15 protein-coding genes are annotated in these 18889 nt (G+C 33.8%); all 15 read right to left on the minus strand.

Annotation, left to right across the window (positions count from 1 at the left end):
- Window positions 1–975: 975 nt before the first annotated feature.
- Window positions 976–3102, minus strand: coding sequence for a translation initiation factor IF-2 (gene infB / locus LQ682_RS00005; protein WP_064211581.1), 2127 nt, complete (start codon window positions 3100–3102; stop codon window positions 976–978).
- A gap of 4 nt (window positions 3103–3106) precedes the next feature.
- Window positions 3107–3433, minus strand: a complete 327-nt coding sequence (locus LQ682_RS00010) for a ribosomal L7Ae/L30e/S12e/Gadd45 family protein (RefSeq protein ID WP_016998622.1) — start codon at window positions 3431–3433, stop codon at window positions 3107–3109.
- Window positions 3430–3714: an RNase P modulator RnpM gene (gene rnpM / locus LQ682_RS00015; protein WP_064204026.1), complete on the minus strand. Its 285-nt coding sequence runs from the start codon at window positions 3712–3714 to the stop codon at window positions 3430–3432. The genes LQ682_RS00010 and rnpM overlap by 4 nt, the downstream gene beginning before the upstream one ends.
- Window positions 3715–3731: 17 nt before the next feature.
- Complete coding sequence (gene nusA / locus LQ682_RS00020) at window positions 3732–4799, minus strand: transcription termination factor NusA (protein ID WP_016998620.1); 1068 nt, start codon at window positions 4797–4799, stop codon at window positions 3732–3734.
- Window positions 4800–4817: 18 nt separating this feature from the next.
- Window positions 4818–5285, minus strand: a complete 468-nt coding sequence (gene rimP / locus LQ682_RS00025) for a ribosome maturation factor RimP (RefSeq protein ID WP_016998619.1) — start codon at window positions 5283–5285, stop codon at window positions 4818–4820.
- Between the two features lie 121 nt (window positions 5286–5406).
- Complete coding sequence (locus LQ682_RS00030) at window positions 5407–9726, minus strand: PolC-type DNA polymerase III (protein ID WP_016998618.1); 4320 nt, start codon at window positions 9724–9726, stop codon at window positions 5407–5409.
- Window positions 9727–9824: 98 nt separating this feature from the next.
- Window positions 9825–11528, minus strand: coding sequence for a proline--tRNA ligase (locus LQ682_RS00035; protein ID WP_064211583.1), 1704 nt, complete (start codon window positions 11526–11528; stop codon window positions 9825–9827).
- Between the two features lie 17 nt (window positions 11529–11545).
- Window positions 11546–12832, minus strand: a complete 1287-nt coding sequence (gene rseP, locus LQ682_RS00040; RefSeq protein ID WP_239703974.1) for an RIP metalloprotease RseP — start codon at window positions 12830–12832, stop codon at window positions 11546–11548.
- Window positions 12833–12834: 2 nt separating this feature from the next.
- A complete protein-coding gene (dxr, locus tag LQ682_RS00045; protein WP_239723637.1) occupies window positions 12835–13965 on the minus strand; it encodes a 1-deoxy-D-xylulose-5-phosphate reductoisomerase in 1131 nt (376 codons plus the stop codon).
- A gap of 15 nt (window positions 13966–13980) precedes the next feature.
- Window positions 13981–14763, minus strand: coding sequence for a phosphatidate cytidylyltransferase (locus LQ682_RS00050; RefSeq protein WP_064204030.1), 783 nt, complete (start codon window positions 14761–14763; stop codon window positions 13981–13983).
- A gap of 11 nt (window positions 14764–14774) precedes the next feature.
- The gene (locus tag LQ682_RS00055; RefSeq protein WP_016998613.1) at window positions 14775–15524 is read right to left on the minus strand and encodes an isoprenyl transferase; all 750 of its coding nucleotides are present in this window, start codon (window positions 15522–15524) and stop codon (window positions 14775–14777) included.
- Window positions 15525–15663: 139 nt separating this feature from the next.
- Entirely contained in the window at window positions 15664–16218 is a 555-nt protein-coding gene (frr, locus tag LQ682_RS00060; RefSeq protein WP_016998612.1) for a ribosome recycling factor, read from the minus strand.
- Window positions 16219–16236: 18 nt separating this feature from the next.
- Window positions 16237–16959 (minus strand): UMP kinase, encoded by a 723-nt coding sequence (gene pyrH, locus LQ682_RS00065; protein WP_016998611.1) that lies wholly within the window; start codon window positions 16957–16959, stop codon window positions 16237–16239.
- Between the two features lie 81 nt (window positions 16960–17040).
- Window positions 17041–17925, minus strand: coding sequence for a translation elongation factor Ts (tsf, locus tag LQ682_RS00070; RefSeq protein WP_016998610.1), 885 nt, complete (start codon window positions 17923–17925; stop codon window positions 17041–17043).
- Between the two features lie 100 nt (window positions 17926–18025).
- Window positions 18026–18802: a 30S ribosomal protein S2 gene (gene rpsB, locus LQ682_RS00075; RefSeq protein ID WP_016998609.1), complete on the minus strand. Its 777-nt coding sequence runs from the start codon at window positions 18800–18802 to the stop codon at window positions 18026–18028.
- Window positions 18803–18889: the final 87 nt, after the last annotated feature.

Below are 18889 nucleotides of genomic sequence, written 5' to 3' on the forward strand. Positions count from 1 at the left end.
AGTTGGATTATTGTCTTAGTAAATCCAATAAAAGTGTGCGTACTTGGATTATTGTTATAGAAAATCCAATAAAGGTGTGGTTACTTGGATTATTGTCTTAGTAAATCCAATAAAAGTGTGTCTACTTGGATTATTGTCGGAGTAAATCCAATAAGAGTATGGTTAGTTGGATTATTGTCTTAGTAAATCCAATAAAAGTGTGCGTACTTGGATTATTGTTATAGAAAATCCAATAAAGGTGTGGTTACTTGGATTTTTGTCTTAATAAATCCAATAAGAGTGTGGTTACTTGGATTATTGTCTTAGTTAATCCAATAAAGGTGTATTTACTTGGATTATTGTTATAGAAAATCCAATAAGATTGCGGTTACTTGGATTATTGTCTTAGTAAATCCAATAAGAGCGTGTGTACTTGGATTATTGTTATAGAAAATCCAATAAAAGTGTGTCTACTTGGATTATTGAAGTAGAAAATACAATAAGAGCATGTTTAGTTGGATTATTGTCGGAGTAAATCCAATAAGAGTATGGTTAGTTGGATTATTGTCTTAGTAAATCCAATAAAAGTGTGCGTACTTGGATTATTGTCTTAGTATATCCAATAAAAGTGTGCGTACTTGGATTATTGAAGTAGAAAATCCAATAAGGGCGCATATAATTGGATTTACGTAATTGTAAATCCAACTAAAATATCAACTCTTTATTTTGATCAAGCTCATCCAAAACGAGCTAAGGTTTTATGTCCCTAGCTCTTTTGCTTATATTTATTTCTATTAAGGCAATTCCTAATTCACGATTTTGTAAAGTGCTGACGCCCGAGGGAATAGTATGTGTGAGAGACTACAGACTCGAACCATACCCTAGGCAAGCATGCACGAACAAAATTGAAGATTGTATAAAAATATCATCTCATTTTTAACTAAAAAAAGCAGTGAAGAATCTATCTTTATAGATTCTTCACTGCTTTTATAATTATTATTTTCTTTCAATTTCAACCATCTTGAACGCTTCAAAAATGTCGCCTTCTTTAATGTCATTGAATTTTTCAATAGTGATACCACATTCATATCCAGTCGCAACTTCTTTAGCGTCATCTTTGTAACGTTTTAATGTATCTAATTCACCTTCAAAGATTACGATTCCGTCACGAATGATACGTACGCTTGCATCTCTAGTAATTTTACCATCTGTTACATAACTACCTGCAATCGTACCAACTTTTGATACTTTGAACGTTTGACGTACTTCAGCTTGTCCAATTACTTGTTCTTCGTATTCAGGATCTAATAATCCTTTCATAGCTGATTCGATTTCTTCGATTACTTTATAGATAATGCGGTGTAATCTCATATCTACGTTTTCTTCTTCTGCTGCACGTTTAGCGCCTGCATCTGGTCTTACATTAAATCCAATAATAATACCATTTGATGCTGCTGCCAATGTAACGTCAGATGCGTTAATTGCACCTACTGCTGTATGAATAATACGTACGTTTACACCGTCAACGTCAATTTTCATTAATGATGCTGCTAAAGCTTCTACTGAACCTTGTACATCACCTTTAATAATAATATTTAAGTCTTTCATTTCACCTTGTTTCATTTGTTCGAACAAGTTATCTAAAGAAACACTCTTACTATCTTGACGTTGTTTCAAGATATTTTCTTGTTGACGTTTTTCACCAATTTGACGAGCTTGTTTTTCGTTTTTGAATACTACAAATCTATCTCCAGCTTGTGGTACATCATGTAAACCTGTAATTTCAACAGGTGTAGATGGCCCAGCTGTTTTGATACGCTTACCTAAGTCACTCACCATAGCACGTACACGTCCATATGTGTTACCAACTACAAGTGAATCTCCAACTTCTAATGTACCATTTTGTACTAATAAAGAAGCGGCAGGTCCGCGAGATTTATCTAATTCTGCTTCGATTACAGTACCAACTGCTGCACGGTCAGGATTAGCTTTTAATTCTTCAATTTCAGAAACTAGACCAATCATTTCTAACAATTCGTCTATTCCTTCACGTTGTATAGCAGATAAGTGAACGAATATTGTATCGCCACCCCAGTCTTCAGGGAATAATCCATGCTCACCAAGTTCTTGTTTTACTCTGTCTGGATTTGCTGTTGGTTTATCAACTTTGTTTACTGCAACAATAATAGGTACTTCTGCTGCTTTAGCATGGTTAATCGCTTCAATAGTTTGAGGCATTACACCATCATCAGCTGCTACTACTAATACAGTAATATCAGTTACTTGGGCACCACGTGCACGCATAGTTGTAAACGCAGCATGTCCTGGTGTATCTAAGAATGTGATTTTTTTGTCGTTGTTTTCGATTTGGTAAGCACCGATATGTTGAGTAATACCGCCCGCTTCACCAGCTGTAACACGAGTGTGACGAATTGAATCTAGTAATGTTGTTTTACCGTGGTCAACGTGTCCCATAATTGTTACAACTGCTGGACGTTCTACTAATCGAGCATCATCAGCTTCTTCATCTTCGAAATAATTTTCTAAATCTGTTGCATCAACATGTACTTCTAATTCAGCTTCAATATCATAATCCGCACAAATCAATTCTACAGTTTCAGTGTCTAATGCTTGGTTAATGTTCGCAACAATACCAAGTAAGAATAATTTTTTAATAATTTCTGAAGCATCTTTATTAATTTTTTCAGATAGTTCACCAACTGTGATACCTTCTTCATAAGTAATTAATGAAGGTGTTTCTTGTACAACTTCTTTAGGCTGTTGTTGGTTACTTTGTTTATTATTCTTTTGATTTTTCTTTTGTTGTTTTTTATTTTTTGGCTTGTTGTTATTTTTATTGTTCTTGTTGTTTTGATTTGATTGATTATTGTTTGGTTTATTTGAATTTGAATTTGCGTGAGTACTTGTTTGTTCTTTTTTAGCTGTTTCTGGCTTAGTTGCCTCTTGTTTTTTAAACGCTTTATTTAATGTTTTAATGTCGTTCTCCTCTAGTGCTTGCATGTGATTTGATACTTCTACACCGTTTTTCTTTAATTCATCTATAATATCTTTACTCTTTAAGTTAACTTCTTTTGCATACTCATATATTCTTTTTTTACTCATATACTCACTCCTCATGAAAATCATGAATCATCGTTTTTAGCTTCTTGCTAAATCCAATGTCAGTTATGCCCAACACCACTCTGCTTTCTTTTCCAATTGCGTAGCCTAATTCAAAGCGTGTAGCAAATGTTAAAAGTGTTACATGATAAGTTGCACATTTATTTTTTATATTTTTTGTAACGTTTGCTGCAGCATCTTCTGAAAGTATGACAAGTTTTACATTTCCTCGTCTTATTTCGCTTATAACAATTTCTTCACCAGTCTTAATTTTTCTAGCTCTTGTCGCTAGTCCAAGAAGGTTTAAAATTTGATCTTTTTTACTTATATTCATTTAGGTATACGCTCTCGATAGATTAATCGAATGATTTCTTTATACACAGGTTCAAGTGTTGATTTATTGCTATCAAAATAGCGTTCCAACTTACCTTGTTCTTGTGCTTTTTCTACGATTTCTAAATCTTTTGAAACATATGCGCCACGTCCAGGTGCTTTACCTGTAGCGTCAGCTTTGATTTCGCCTTCTTTATTCTTTACTACACGAATCATATCATTTTTAGGTTTCATTTCATTTGAAAGTATACATTTGCGCATTGGTATTTTTTTCTTTTTCATGACAAAATCACCTCACTTTATGATTCTTCAGTTGAAATAATTCCAGCTTCTCTTGCGTCTGATTCTGATTTTATATCAATTTTCCAACCAGTTAATTTAGCAGCAAGACGTGCGTTTTGCCCTCTTTTACCAATAGCTAAAGATAATTGATAATCTGGTACAACAACTGTTGTAGATTGGTTCTCTTCATCAACTAAAACTTCGACAACTTGAGAAGGACTTAAAGCATTTCTTACGAACACTCTTGGATCTTCGTCCCATTCTACAATATCAATTTTTTCTCCACCTAATTCATTAACTACAGCTTCAACACGAACACCTTTAGCACCAACACATGCACCAACAGCATCAATATCACCATTATCTGATGTTACACTGATTTTAGAACGGTCACCAGCTTCTCTTGCTACTGATTTAACAATAACAGTACCATCATATATTTCTGGTACTTCTTGCTCAAATAGACGTTTTAAAAGCCCTGGATGAGTGCGTGATACAAAAATTTGTGGTCCTTTAGTAGTTTGTTCAACTTTGTTTACATAAACTTTTATGCGTTCGTTCGGTAAATATTGTTCATTAGGACTTCTTTCAGCTTCTGAAAGTACAGCTTCTGTACGACCTAAATTAACATAAACATAACGGTGATCTACACGGTCAATTACACCTGTTACAATATCATCTTCTTTATCGATAAATTCATCATAAAGAATTCCTCTTTCAGCATCTCTTAAACGTTGCATAACAGCTTGTTTTGCTGCTTGTGCACCGACACGACCGAAATCTCTAGGTGTAACGTCTTCTTCGTATACATCTCCAATTTCATATGCTGGGTTAGATAATAAAGCTGTGTCTAAAGCTACTTGACCTTTATAGTCTTCAACGTCTTCAACAACATCTTTCCTAGAAATTACTTTGTAAGTACCTTCGTCTAAATTTAATTCAATTCTAACATTTTTGGCACTATCGTAATTTTTCTTATAAGCTGTAATTAAAGCCGCTTCTATTGCATCAATTAACACCTCTCGTGGTATTCTTTTTTCCTTTTCAAGGTATTCAATTGCAAGTAATAATTCATTACTTTTCACAATGTATCCTCCTTTATATTATAACATTACGGATCGACGTGCTTTTGCAATTTTTTTGCGAGGCAACGTGACATTTTTAGTTCTTGTTTTAATTTTCACTTCAAGTGTTATCGTTTCTTCAGTTACTTCTTTTAAAACGCCTAACCATTCTTTATCTCCTTCAACATGTTCGTATAAAGAGATAAATACAGGTTGCTCAATTGCATTTTGATAGTCTTTTTCTTTTTTCAACGGACGTTCCGCACCTGGAGAAGATACATCCATAAAATACGGCTCTTTAATAGGGTCTTCTTTATCCATAACTTCACTTATCTTTTCAGAGGCAATTGTGCAATCGTTTAAATCAACGCCACCGTCTTTATCAATTGCAATACGTAGATAGTAATCTTGCCCTTCTTTAACGTATTCTACATCTACTAATTCATAATTTAACGTTTCGAGTATTGGTTGAATAATTTCCTCAACTTGTGCTGCAACTTTACTCATAATGACCTCCCTCTTAATACAAACAGAAAAGAGCGGGAAAGGTCCCACTCTTTTAACGTCAGAGTATTATTTTAAGCAATAATAGTATATCACATAAATCAGGCATGCTCAAGGATATACGTTACAAATCAAAAATAGAAAGCTGAGCTTTATCAGGCATATTTGGCAGTGAACCTAACTCATCTAAATACTCAATAACTTTCTGAGAAACACCCGCTTTTTTATTTAAATCTTCTTTTGCTAAAAACGGTCCTTCTTCTCTTGTTTCGACGATTCTTTTCGCAACGTTTTCACCTAGACCTGGAACAGCGATGAATGGAGGAATTAAAGTATCTCCTTCAATCTTAAATTCAAATGAATCACTTTTCTCCAAGCTAACTGGTTGTATTCTAAATCCACGGTGTGCCATTTCGTTTGCGATTTCTAATACAGTCAATACATCTTTTTCTTTTTTAGCTAATTCATGGAATCGGCTATAGTATTCTTTTATTACTGTTTTAATTGACTCTTTATCCCTAGTCATAGTTTTTAAATCAAAATCTGTTGCACGTACAGTAAAGTAACTAGCGTAATAGTAAAGTGGGTAATGCACTTTAAAGTATGCAATTCTTAAAGCCATTAATACATATGCAGCAGCGTGGGCTTTAGGGAACATGTACTTAATTTTTTTACATGAGTCTAAATACCAATCAGGCACATTATTTTCTTTCATAGCTTCTTCGAATTCGTCTGTTAACCCTTTACCTTTACGCACTGCCTCCATTATTTTAAAGGCAAGCGACGGTTCTAGCCCATTATACATTAAATAAACCATAATATCGTCACGACAACCGATAACACTTGATAAATCACAAGTACCAGCTTTAATTAAATCTTGTGCGTTACCTAACCAAACGTCCGTACCGTGAGATAATCCTGATATTTGTACAAGTTCAGAGAATGTCGTTGGTTTTGTATCTTCTAGCATTTGTCTAACAAAGCCTGTACCAAATTCAGGTACGCCAAATGTTCCAGTTTTACATAAAATATCTTCTTCAGTTACACCTAATGATTCAGGCGTACTGAAAATTCTCATTGTTTCTTTATCATCTACTGGAATGGTCTTAGGATCTATCCCGGATAAGTCTTGTAACATTCTAATCATTGTTGGATCATCGTGTCCAAGTATATCCAATTTAAGAATATTATCGTGAATAGAATGGAAGTCAAAGTGTGTTGTTTTCCACGCTGATTTTTGATCATCGGCTGGATATTGTATCGGTGTAAAATCATATATATCCATATAGTCAGGTACTACAATAATACCTCCTGGGTGCTGACCAGTTGTTCTCTTAACACCTGTACAACCTTTAACTAATCGGTCAACCTCTGCCCCTCTTTTATGAATACCTTGGTCGTTTAAATAACCTTTTACATATCCGAAAGCAGTCTTTTCGGCAACTGTACCTATTGTACCAGCTCTGAATACTTTATCTTCACCAAATAACTCTTTAGTATAATTATGTGCTTCAGGCTGATATTCACCACTAAAGTTTAAGTCAATATCCGGTACTTTGTCTCCTTTGAAACCTAAGAATGTTTCAAAAGGAATATCTTGTCCTTCTTTAATCATTTCGACATCGCATTTTTCACATTTTTTATCTGGTAAGTCGAATCCTGAACCTACAGAACCATCGTCAAAGAAGTGACTTTCTTTACATTTAGGGCATATATAATGTGGTGGCAATGGGTTAACTTCTGTAATTTCAGTCATAGTAGCTACAAAGCTAGATCCGACTGAACCACGTGACCCTACTAGGTATCCATCGTTTAATGACTTCTTAACCAATCTTTGCGATATTAAATAAATAACAGCAAATCCGTTACCAATAATACTTTCAAGTTCTTTCTCTAAACGGTCTATTACGATTTGTGGTAAATCTTCTCCGTATAAAGCTCTTGCATTATTGTAACTCATTTCTCGAATTTCTTCGTTGGCACCTTCCATATTCGGTGTATATAACTCATCTTTAATTGGTACAACAGTTTCTAAACGATCAGCTAAGTCATTACTATTCTTAACGACAATTTCATAAGCTTTCTCTTCACCTAAGAAATGGAACTCATCTAGCATTTCATCTGTAGTTCTAAAGTGTGCTTTAGGTAAAGTTTGACGATTTAATGGATTACCTGGCTGTGAGGCGATAAGTATTTTTCGAGCTATTGCATCTTGTTCATATAAATAATGCGCATTTCCTGTAGCAATAACTGGAATGTTTAATTTTTCGCCCACACTTAATATTCTATGATAAATTTCTTCCATTGTTTCGTTATCTTTTATAAGCTCTCTATCTAATAAACCTTGGTACAGGCTTTTAGGTTGAACTTCAATATAATCATAATATTGTGCTACTTTTTCAACTTCATTTTGGTCTTTTTGCATAACTGTTGTAAATACTTCACCTTCGTCACACGCACTTCCAACAAGTATACCTTCTCGGTGCTCATTTAATAATGAACGCGGTATTCGCGGTGTACGATAAAAATAGTCTACTAACGAAGCACTTACAATTTTGAATAAGTTTTTAAGGCCAACTTGGTTTTGGACGATTAACGTAACATGAGATGGTCTAGCTCTCTTATACGCTTCGTCATTGGAAAGTCTGTCATTAATTTCATTATGATTATATACCTCTAACTCTTCGAGCTGTTTTAACATTTTTATAAAAATATGTGCTGTTGTTTCAGCATCGTAAATAGCTCTATGGTGTTGAGTTAACTCGACGCCATACTTTTTAGCTAAGAAGTTCAACCCGTGTTTACCATACTCTGTATTCACAGTTCTTGATAATTCTAATGTATCGATAACAGCATTTTTAGTTGCACCAAGACCTATTTTTTCAAAACCTGTATCAATAAAGCCCATATCAAACGAAGCGTTATGGGCGATATAAATTGCATCCCCAACAAATTCGTGGAAATCTCTCAGAACTGTCTCTATATCCGGTTGTCCTTGAAGCATTTCATCTGTAATTCCAGTTAAGTTTTTAATCGTTTCTGATAAACGTTCACCAGGATCTGAAAATCGTTCAAATGTGTCTACTACTTCACCATTTCTCACTTTAACTGCTGCTAACTCAATAATTTGATCATATTGACTGGATAAACCCGTAGTCTCAACGTCAAATACTATATAAGTAGCTGTCTTTAAAGGAATATCTTGTGATTTATATGCAATTGGTACACCGTCATCGACAAGCATACCTTCCATGCCATAAATCATTTTTATATCATTTTTCAACGCAGCTGCGTGGGCATCTGGGTATCCTTGTACACCGTTGTGGTCAGTTATTGCGATTGCTTTATGACCCCATTTAGCAGCTTGTTCTACGTATTTACCGATGTGAGTAATACCATCCATTTGACTCATTGATGTATGTAAATGTAGCTCAACACGCTTATCTGGTGCTTTATCAAGTTTAGGTGCTTTTTTAATTTCATGTATATCTGTCATCATCATGACAAGATCTCTAATAAATTGATCTTGTTCAATTCTACCTTGAGCACGAACCCAAGTACCTACTTTTAACGCTTTGAAGTGCTCTAAATCATCTTTACCTTTGCGCGTAAACATTTTTAATATAAGTGAATCTGTGTAGTCTGTAATTTTTAACGTTACAATATGTCTACCACTCTTCAACTCTTTCATTTCTATATCAAAAATCACACCTTCTAGTGCAACTTTGAATTCTTCTTCAATAATATCTTCAATTTTTCTAATGCTATCTACAGTAATATCTTTACCTATTTGACATCTAGCAACAGCATTTTCATCTCCGCCAGATTCGGCTTTCTCTTTCTTCATTCTTTCCATTTTCTCAGATGCAATGCGTGCTGCTTCTTCATCTTCTTGTTGAATATGAGCTTCAAATGATTCCAACTCTCTTCTCATTTGTTCTTCATTATCCATCGTTTCAAATACAACACGACTGATGTTAAATCCGCATTTCTTCAGTGCTTGAACTAAAGAGCCATTCACTCTTTTTTCAAAATAATCACGTTCAACATCATTATTCACTTGCACTTTAACTACATCATCAGAGAAAATAATAGGCTTTTGTTTTAACTGATGTTTAACTTTATCACTAATACCCGTACCATCTATACAATGTGGCATATATTTTAAGATATGCTCATCTATTTGTTCCTTATTTTCCACTTCAATTGTCCAATCAACTTGTGCAATGCTTTGAAATACACTTTGCAGTTGATTTGTAAAAACTAGATACATTTCACTTGATAAATAGTATGGTAACTTTATATAAAAATGCCATAATCTTTTAGATTGAGAGACATTTATACGTGTTAATTCACCTTGTCCAACTATTTCTTTATCAAGTTCATCTGTTATGTTCAATTGTGTGAGTAACGTTTGGAATTTTTCTTTTCCTGTCATTGACAATTGCACGACCACCTTCATCAAAATGAAAAAGAGGCTATTTTTCATATTAGCCTCTTTAAATATCTTATATTATATCAGATTTTATATTTCTTATCAGTTTATTTCACTGCATCGTAATATGCTTTGATTACTTCTTCAATTTCATCAACATGTACTTCTTGGCTTTCCGTATTATCACGGCGTTTCACTTCTACTATACCTTCAGAAGCCTTTTTACCAACCATAATACGAACAGGTAATCCAATTAAATCAGCGTCGTTAAATTTAACGCCAGCACGTTCTTTACGATCATCATATAAAACATCAAATTTCTCTCTTAATTGTTCATATATTTGATCTGAAAGTTCTTTTTGTGCTTCCTGTTTAGGATTAATTGCGATTAAATGTAAATCATATGGTGAAATTGCTTTTGGCCATATAATACCATTATCATCATGGTGTTGTTCTATAACTGCTGATAAAGTTCTAGAAATACCTACTCCGTAGCAACCCATAATTAATGGTTGTGCTCTTCCTTGCTCGTTAAGGAATGTAGCATTCATGCTTTCTGAATATTTTGTACCAAGTTTAAACACCTGTCCAACCTCTATACCTTCAGCGAATTTTGCATTCCCTAAGTTATTAGGCAAAGCTTCACCTTCAAGTATAAATCTAAAGTCACCATATGCTTCAACTTTAAAGTCTCTATCAACGTTAGCATTTAAATAATGATAGCCATCTTCGTTAGCACCTACTGCAAGGTTATTAATATCTTGTATAAATTGGTCAGCATAAATTTTTATTTTATCAACATTAACTGGGCCTAAGCTACCTGGTTTTGCTCCCATAATATTTTCTATTTCTGTTTCAGTTGCTAACTCAATATTTTCAGTTTTAAAGAATGATTTCAACTTAACATCATTTAATTCATGATGACCTCTAATTAATATCATGACATACTCGTCATCAACTTTAATAATCATAGATTTAATGATTCTATCTAACGTTACATTTAAGAAGTCTGCTAACGCCTGTGCAGTTTTTACATCAGGTGTTTCTACTTTTTCTAATTCTTTAATTTCTGTATGTTCAGGGTTTGGTGTATACACGACTTCAGCTTTTTCAATATTTGCTGCAAAATCAGTTGAATCACTATAAACGATTGTGTCTTCACCAATTTCAGCTAACGCCATAAATTCGTGTGTATGATCGCCACCAATTGCGCCGGAATCGGCTAACACAGGTCTGAATTTCAGCCCAACTCTAGTAAATATATTATGATACGCATTATACATATCGTTATATGTTTCATCTAATGACTCTTCATCAGAATGGAAAGAATACGCATCCTTCATGATAAACTCTCTTCCACGTAATAAACCGAAACGTGGGCGTTTTTCATCTCTAAATTTAGATTGAATTTGGAATAATGTTATTGGTAAACGTTTATATGATTTCAATTCATCACGTACTAATGATGTAATAATTTCCTCATGTGTTGGTCCAAGAGCAAAGTCACGATTATTTCGGTCTTTTAATCTCATTAATTCTGAACCGTAAGCTTCCCATCTACCTGATTCTTCCCATAATTCTGAAGGTTGAAGTACAGGCATTAGAACTTCCACGCCATCAATTCTTTCCATTTCTTCTCGAACAATTCGTTCAATTTTATTTAATACACGTTTAGCAGTAGGTAAATAACTATATATACCTCTAGCATTTTGTTTGATCATACCAGATTTAAGTAGAAATTTATGACTGATTGATTCAGCTTCAGCTGGTTCTTCTCTCAGTGTAGGTATAAATACTTTTGATTGTTTCATTTTTTTCCTCCTGTTCGTTACATGAAGTACCGTTGAATGTCATTCCACGTAACCATAATCATCACGAATATTAAAAATACAGCCCCAATAGATAACATTACCATTTCGGCCTTCTTGTTAATCGGCTTTCTAAATATCATTTCATATATAACAAATAGCAATCTACCACCATCCAAAGCTGGTATTGGTAGTAAATTCATTATACCTAAGTTAACACTTAGTAAAGCTGTAAAGCCCATTAATGTAACAAATCCTTGTTTAACAACTGTATCGACATTACTGTATATTCCGACTGGGCCATTCAACATGTCAAACGAGAAGTCACCTGTAAATATACTGCCTATCAAATTAGTTACTGCTAAGAAAATAACTTTACCTGCTACTACAGTTTTTTCAATACCTGCTAATAGTGGCCCAAATACAGTATGTTCAGTAGGTTGGGCTACACCAATCATATATTTTGTTTCGTACTCATCTTTCGCTACTTCTAATTTTTGTTTTTCAGCTGCAACTTTAAAAGATTTTTCCTGACCATCACGATCTACTTTTATTTCAACTGGTTTTTCTTTCTTTTCTTTAAATATTGGTTGAATATCGGTAAACTTATCTATTTTCTTACCATCAACTGTCTTTATTTCATCGCCCTTTTTAATACCTGCTGTTTGTGCAGGACCACCTTTTTCTAAATCACCAAACACAGGGTCATTTGTAGGTACGCCATTCCAATAAGCTAAACCTATAAAAATAACTAGAGCTAAAATAAAGTTGAATAATGGCCCTGCAAACAATGTTAAAAATCTTTGGTAAGGCTTTTTACTCATTAATTGTCTATCTTTAGGTGCTATTTGAATTAAATCACCATTTTGAACAAAATATGCTTCTCTCGCAATTTTAAAATGATGTCTTTCTTCATCACTTGCAGTTATACCTTCAATATAAATATCCTTTTCAAAATCGCTATCTTTAATTTCTATATGCTCAATTTGTTGGAATTTATGTTGGTCGTCCATAATAACATGAGTAATTTCATTTTGATCATTCAATTTAATTGCGATGTGCATACCAGGTGTTAGTGGATTTTGTTCTAAGCCATCACCGGCCATTCTGACATAACCACCAACAGGTAATAGTCTAATCGTATACAACGTCTCATTTTTCTTATAAGAATATATTTTCGGGCCCATGCCTATAGCAAATTCAGGGCACATAATGCCCGCTCGCTTAGCAAAAAACATATGGCCATATTCATGTACTGTAACTAAGAGACCAAATACAAATATAAATGCTAATATTGTATAAATCACGCTTACACCCCGTAATCCTTAGATTTATATGCTGCATCAATTTTTAAAATAGTATCTAAATCTGGAGATGCTATTACTTGATGCTCTTTCATTTCTTTCTCTATCATTCGTTCTATATCTAAAAATGATATTTCCTTATTCAAAAACTTCCCTACTGCTACTTCATTCACAGCGTTTAACACTACTGGCATCGTACCACCTATACTAAGTGCTTTATAAGCCAATTTAATACATTTAAATCTATTAAAATCCATCTCTTTGAAATTTAGTTGACCTATTTGTGCTAAATTAAGCCTCTCTGCATCTCTAGGTGCTCTATTTGGATATGTAAAAGCATATTGGATAGGCGTTCTCATATCAGGGGTACCAAGCTGTGCTATAATGCTAGAATCATTAAATTCAACCATAGAATGTATAATACTCTCTTTATGGAGTATCGTTTCTATTTGATCGATATTTAAATCAAATAACCATTTAGCCTCAATGACTTCCAGACCTTTATTCATCATAGTTGCTGAATCAATTGTGATTTTTTGACCCATAGACCAATTAGGATGATTTAAAGCATCTTCTAACGTAACATCTTTCAACTCATCTCGAGTTAAATCTCTAAACGAACCACCACTTGCTGTAATGATAAGCTTATTAATATTTTGATTATTTTCACCGTGTAAACATTGGAATATAGCAGAATGCTCAGAATCGACAGGCAATATTTTAACGTTTTTTTCTTTCGCTTTGTTCATAACAAGTTCGCCAGCCACTACTAAAGTTTCTTTATTAGCTAAAGCAATATCAATTCCAGCTTCAATAGCAGCCATTGTCGGCTTTAAACCTATACTACCTAGAATTGAATTCAATAACAAATCTGTTTTGTGATATGTTGAAACTGCTAATAACCCTTTATCACCGTAAACTATTTCTACATCTAAATGGCTAAGTTTTTCTATATCTTCTTCATATTGTACAGATACGATATCAGGTTTGAACTCGTTTATAATATTCTGTGCGTACGCGATATTTTTTCCAACAGAAAATGCAACTAAATTAAAATCAGTTGCATGCTCTCTTATAACATCTAACGCTTGTTGACCAATCGAGCCACTTGCTCCTAAAATAGCAATGTTTTTCACTTGATTCACCTCATCTTACATTTGAAATAGGAATAAGTTCAATAAAGGTAAGACAAAGATAAAGCTATCAAACCTATCAAGTATACCACCATGTCCTGGCATAACATTCCCTGAGTCTTTCACACCAAAATGACGCTTCAACCCTGATTCCACTAAATCGCCTAATTGTCCAAACATGCTTAATAACATCGTTAATGGAATAAGTAACCATAATGATACATGCATATCAAAAGATTGTCCAAAAATAACAGCAACAATTAAGCTAGAAATAATACCGCCAATAAAACCTTCAATAGTCTTATTTGGACTTATAAGAGGCCATAATTTATGTTTACCAAACAATCGACCAAATATATATGCACCTGTATCTGTTAACCATACGACTAATAATGCGAACAGTATGAAGTGTAAACCATGCTCTCTAGTTTCGTAAAAATACATAAAGCCAATACCTATATAAACAACTGAGAGCGTACAAAAAGCAGCGTCCATAAAATTAAACCTGTTCTTAGACATAACAGTGTAGCTTAACATCAAGAAGCTCATAATAATCAACAATTGTAGTTGAAATTCTATATTGTGTTGTATAAGCTCTTGCGGTAATAAAATAATACATAATGAAGCAACCGACAAAAAGCCCGGTATTGAAATAATCGTTAAATTATTCATATTTAGTATTTCTTTGAGCGCAATTAACGCAAGTAAATAAGCGAGTATTATGACAGGTACTCCCCCATAAATTACAACTGGGAGAAATACAGCCAACGCAACGATTGCGGATATTGTTCTTGTTTTCATTTTTTTCTCCTTTACAGCCCACCAAACCTACGTTGTCTTGACTGATAAATTTTTAAACAATCTATAAGTGATTGTTCATCGAAATCTGGCCATAGTGTTTTAGTAAATACAAATTCACTATATGATGATTGCCATATTAAGAAATTACTCAATCTTTCCTCTCCAGATGTACGTATTAATAATTCTGGATCAGGAATGTCTGAAGTAAATAAATTATCCTCTATATTTTTTTCTGTTAAATCATCTATAGACATACGACCCGCATCGATTTCTTGATATAGTTTTTTAACTGCATTTAAAATTTCTGCTCTTCCACCGTAATTTAAAGCAAAAATTAAATTTAATCCTGTATTATCTTTTGTTTTATTAATTGCCTCATTTATTGCTTTTTTAGTATGATTCGGCAATTGATCTGAAAAACCTATAGTCGATACTTTTACATTTTTTTCGATTAGTTCTGGTAAAAATGTTTTTAAGAAATCTACTGGCAATTTCATAATATAATTGACTTCGTCTTCGGGTCTACTCCAATTTTCAGTTGAAAAAGCATATAACGTTAAGTATTTCACACCTAAATCATTAGCTTTTCTCGTGATTTTTTTAACAGTTTGCATCCCTTCATAATGGCCTTTTATTCGGGGCATTTTTTTATTTTTAGCCCATCGTCCATTTCCATCCATTATGATTGCTATATGTTCTGGAATAGTTAAAATATTATCATTATTTATTTGTTGTTTTTGCTTTATAAACTTTTTTATCATAGCGTCCTCCATCAAACAAACGCGAATTTATATGTATTTGAATTAAACATATCGTAATACATTTTATCACAAAAAGAAGCATTCTGTGTATATAAAGAAAAAAACTGTACCAAAGTCTGATTTGGTACAGCCCATATCTTTAGATTTCTAGAATATCTTTTTCTTTTTCAGTAGTTAAGTCATCTATTTGCTTAATGAAGTCGTCTGTTACTTCTTGAACTTTGTCAGTTTGAGTTCTTAAGTCATCTTCTGAAATGTCGCCATTTTTTTCTTGTTTTTTCAAGTCTTCGTTTGAATCACGTCTTACATTACGGATTGCAACTTTAGCGTTTTCAGCTTCTTTTTTAGCTTCTTTAACTAATTCTTTTCTTCTTTCTTCAGTTAATGCAGGAACAGTGATTCTAATTACTGTACCATCACTTGTTGGGTTTACCCCAAGATTTGCTGCATTAATTGCTTTCAATACATCTTCAACAGAAGATTTATCATATGGTTGAACAACTAACAAACGAGCTTCTGGTACAGATATACCAGCTAATTGTTGAATTGGTGTTGGTACACCATAATACTCAACATTCACTCTGTCTAAAAGATTCGCATTTGCATGACCAGTTCTAATCCCAGCTAAATCTCTACTAAAGCTTTCTATTGTTTTATTCATTTTTGACTTTGTTTCTTTAATAACATCTGCCATGGAATTTACACCTCGTGTTTATTTTGTAATAATCGTACCGATTTCTTCACCTTGAACAGCACGTTTAATATTTCCTTCTTCCATTATCGAGAATACAACAAGTGGGATGTCGTTGTCCATACAAAACGATGATGCAGTTGAATCCATCACTTGTAATCCTTCTTGTAACATTTGAATATATGTCAATCTTTCGTATTTTTCTGCATTAGGATCTTTTTTAGGGTCAGCAGAATAAACACCATCTACATTATTTTTACCCATTAAGATAACATCAGCTTCAACTTCAGCAGCTCTTAATGCTGCAGTTGTATCAGTTGAGAAATACGGATTGCCGATACCTGCTGCAAATATAACGACTCTCTTTTTTTCTAAATGACGGATTGCACGTCTTCTAATATAAGGCTCTGCAACTTGTTTCATTTCTATTGATGTTAATACTCTTGTATCACAGTCCAATTGTTCTAAACTGTCTTGTAAAGCTAGAGCATTCATTACTGTCGCCAACATACCCATATAATCAGCTGTACCGCGATCCATCCCTAAATCGCTACCTGTTTTTCCTCTCCAAATGTTTCCGCCACCAACAATAACTGCAACTTCGCAGTCCATTTGAGCTACTTCTGAAACTTGTTGAGCAATACTTTTTATTACAACTGGGTTAATACCAAAACCTGAATCTCCGGCTAAGGCTTCTCCACTTAATTTAAGAACGACGCGTTTATATTTAGAATTTTTTGTCATCTCGATCCCTCTCTATGCTTATAATTAGGTCTTAATATAACGAAAGAAGACACAAGACGTGTCTTCTTTCAAAAGGTAACCTTAGTTACCTCCCATTTGTCCTTTTACTTCATCAGCAAAGTTATCAGAACGTTTTTCGATACCTTCCCCAACTTCGTAACGAACGAAATCTACAAGCACGCCGCCATCTGTTTTCAAGAATTCAGCAACAGTTTGATCTGGGTTTTTAACAAATGCTTGGTCTACAGCACAGATTTCTTCTAAATATTTACGCATTCTACCTTCTACCATTTTTTCAACGATATTTTCAGGTTTGCCTTCGTTTAATGCTTGTTGTTTAAGAATTTCTTTTTCGTGCTCTAATTCTTCTTCAGAAACTTGGTCACGAGAAACAAATTTAGGGTTTAAAGCTGCGATGTGCATAGCAACGTCTTTAGCAGCTTCAGCATTAGTAGAACCTTCAACAAGAGTTAACACACCGATACGTCCACCCATGTGTAGGTATTCGCCGAATGCATCGTTATCTGTTTTAGTTTTTATAGTGAATCTACGTAAAGTTAATTTTTCACCAATAGTTGAAATAGCTTCATTCATTTTTTCTTCTACAGTTTGTCCATTAGCTAATTTAGAAGCGTTTAATTCATCAACATCAGCTGGTTTAACTTCAAGAATATGATCAGCCATTTCTTTTACTAAGTTTTGGAAACCTTCGTTACGAGCAACAAAGTCAGTTTCAGAGTTTAATTCAAGGATTACAGCTTCGTTACCTTTAGAAGCAACATATGTTGTACCTTCTGCTGCTACACGGTCAGCTTTTTTAGCTGCTTTAGCAATTCCTTTTTCACGTAAAAAGTCTACCGCTTTATCGATGTCACCATCTGTTTCTGTTAAAGCTTTTTTACAGTCCATCATACCTGCGCCAGTTTTTTCACGTAATTCTTTGACAAGTTTAGCTGATATAGCCATATTAAATTCCTCCATTTATATAAATAATCAATTATAAAAAATTTAGTAATTCTTTCTAAAAAAAGGTGATAAGTTATAGAACCTTATCACCTTTTTGAAATTATGCTTCAGTAGTTTCAGTTGATTCTTCTTTAGGTGCTTGTTCAGTTTCGTTTAAGTCGATGTTTTGCTCTTCAGCAACATCTTCATTTGAAACGCCTTGTTGACCTTCAATAATAGCATCTGCCATTTTACCAGTTAACAATTTAACAGCACGGATAGCATCATCGTTCGCAGGGATAACATAGTCGATTTCATCTGGATCACAGTTTGTATCAACAATACCAACGATTGGAATGTTTAATTTGTGTGCTTCAGCAATTGCGTTACGCTCTTTACGAGGGTCAACTACGAATAATGCTTGAGGCATTGATTTCATATCACGAATACCGCCTAAGAATTTGATTAAACGGTCGTATTCTTTTTTAATTTCTACAACTTCTTTTTTAGGTAGTACATCAAATGTACCGTCTTCTTCCATTTTTTCAATTTCAGAAATACGTTTTACACGTTTAGAAATTGTTTTATAGTTAGTTAAGATACCACCTAACCATCTTTGGTTAACGTAGTAGTGACCAGCACGTTCAGCTTCTTCTTTAACTGACTCTTGTGCTTGTTTTTTAGTACCTACGAATAATACTTTACCGCCTTCTTCTGAAACAGATTTAATAAAGTTGTATGCTTCATCAACTTTTTTAACTGTTTTTTGTAGGTCGATAATGTAGATACCGTTTCTTTCAGTAAAGATATACTTTTTCATTTTTGGGTTCCAACGGCGTGTTTGGTGACCGAAGTGAACTCCTGCTTCTAGCAATTGTTTCATTGAGATAACTGCCATAATAAATTCCTCCTAATTGGTTTTATTCCGCCATAATCACATATTATAGTAACAACAATCAAAATGTTGCACCAAACTATAATTTAC

Origin of the sequence: Mammaliicoccus sp. A-M4 (assembly GCF_022386955.1) — a bacterium.
GTDB classification, from domain to species: domain Bacteria; phylum Bacillota; class Bacilli; order Staphylococcales; family Staphylococcaceae; genus Mammaliicoccus; species Mammaliicoccus lentus.

What these genes read in the sequence shown, in the direction of transcription:
- rnpM (WP_064204026.1), bottom strand. Translation starts at nt 3,714, where the DNA reads ATGAAAAAGAAAAAAATACCAATGCGCAAATGTATACTTTCAAATGAA.
- frr (WP_016998612.1), bottom strand. Translation starts at nt 16,218, where the DNA reads ATGGCAGATGTTATTAAAGAAACAAAGTCAAAAATGAATAAAACAATA.
- rpsB (WP_016998609.1), bottom strand. Translation starts at nt 18,802, where the DNA reads ATGGCAGTTATCTCAATGAAACAATTGCTAGAAGCAGGAGTTCACTTC.
- LQ682_RS00010 (WP_016998622.1), bottom strand. Translation starts at nt 3,433, where the DNA reads ATGAATATAAGTAAAAAAGATCAAATTTTAAACCTTCTTGGACTAGCG.
- LQ682_RS00035 (WP_064211583.1), bottom strand. Translation starts at nt 11,528, where the DNA reads ATGAAACAATCAAAAGTATTTATACCTACACTGAGAGAAGAACCAGCT.
- pyrH (WP_016998611.1), bottom strand. Translation starts at nt 16,959, where the DNA reads ATGACAAAAAATTCTAAATATAAACGCGTCGTTCTTAAATTAAGTGGA.
- tsf (WP_016998610.1), bottom strand. Translation starts at nt 17,925, where the DNA reads ATGGCTATATCAGCTAAACTTGTCAAAGAATTACGTGAAAAAACTGGC.
- infB (WP_064211581.1), bottom strand. Translation starts at nt 3,102, where the DNA reads ATGAGTAAAAAAAGAATATATGAGTATGCAAAAGAAGTTAACTTAAAG.
- LQ682_RS00055 (WP_016998613.1), bottom strand. Translation starts at nt 15,524, where the DNA reads ATGATAAAAAAGTTTATAAAGCAAAAACAACAAATAAATAATGATAAT.
- LQ682_RS00050 (WP_064204030.1), bottom strand. Translation starts at nt 14,763, where the DNA reads ATGAAAACAAGAACAATATCCGCAATCGTTGCGTTGGCTGTATTTCTC.
- rimP (WP_016998619.1), bottom strand. Translation starts at nt 5,285, where the DNA reads ATGAGTAAAGTTGCAGCACAAGTTGAGGAAATTATTCAACCAATACTC.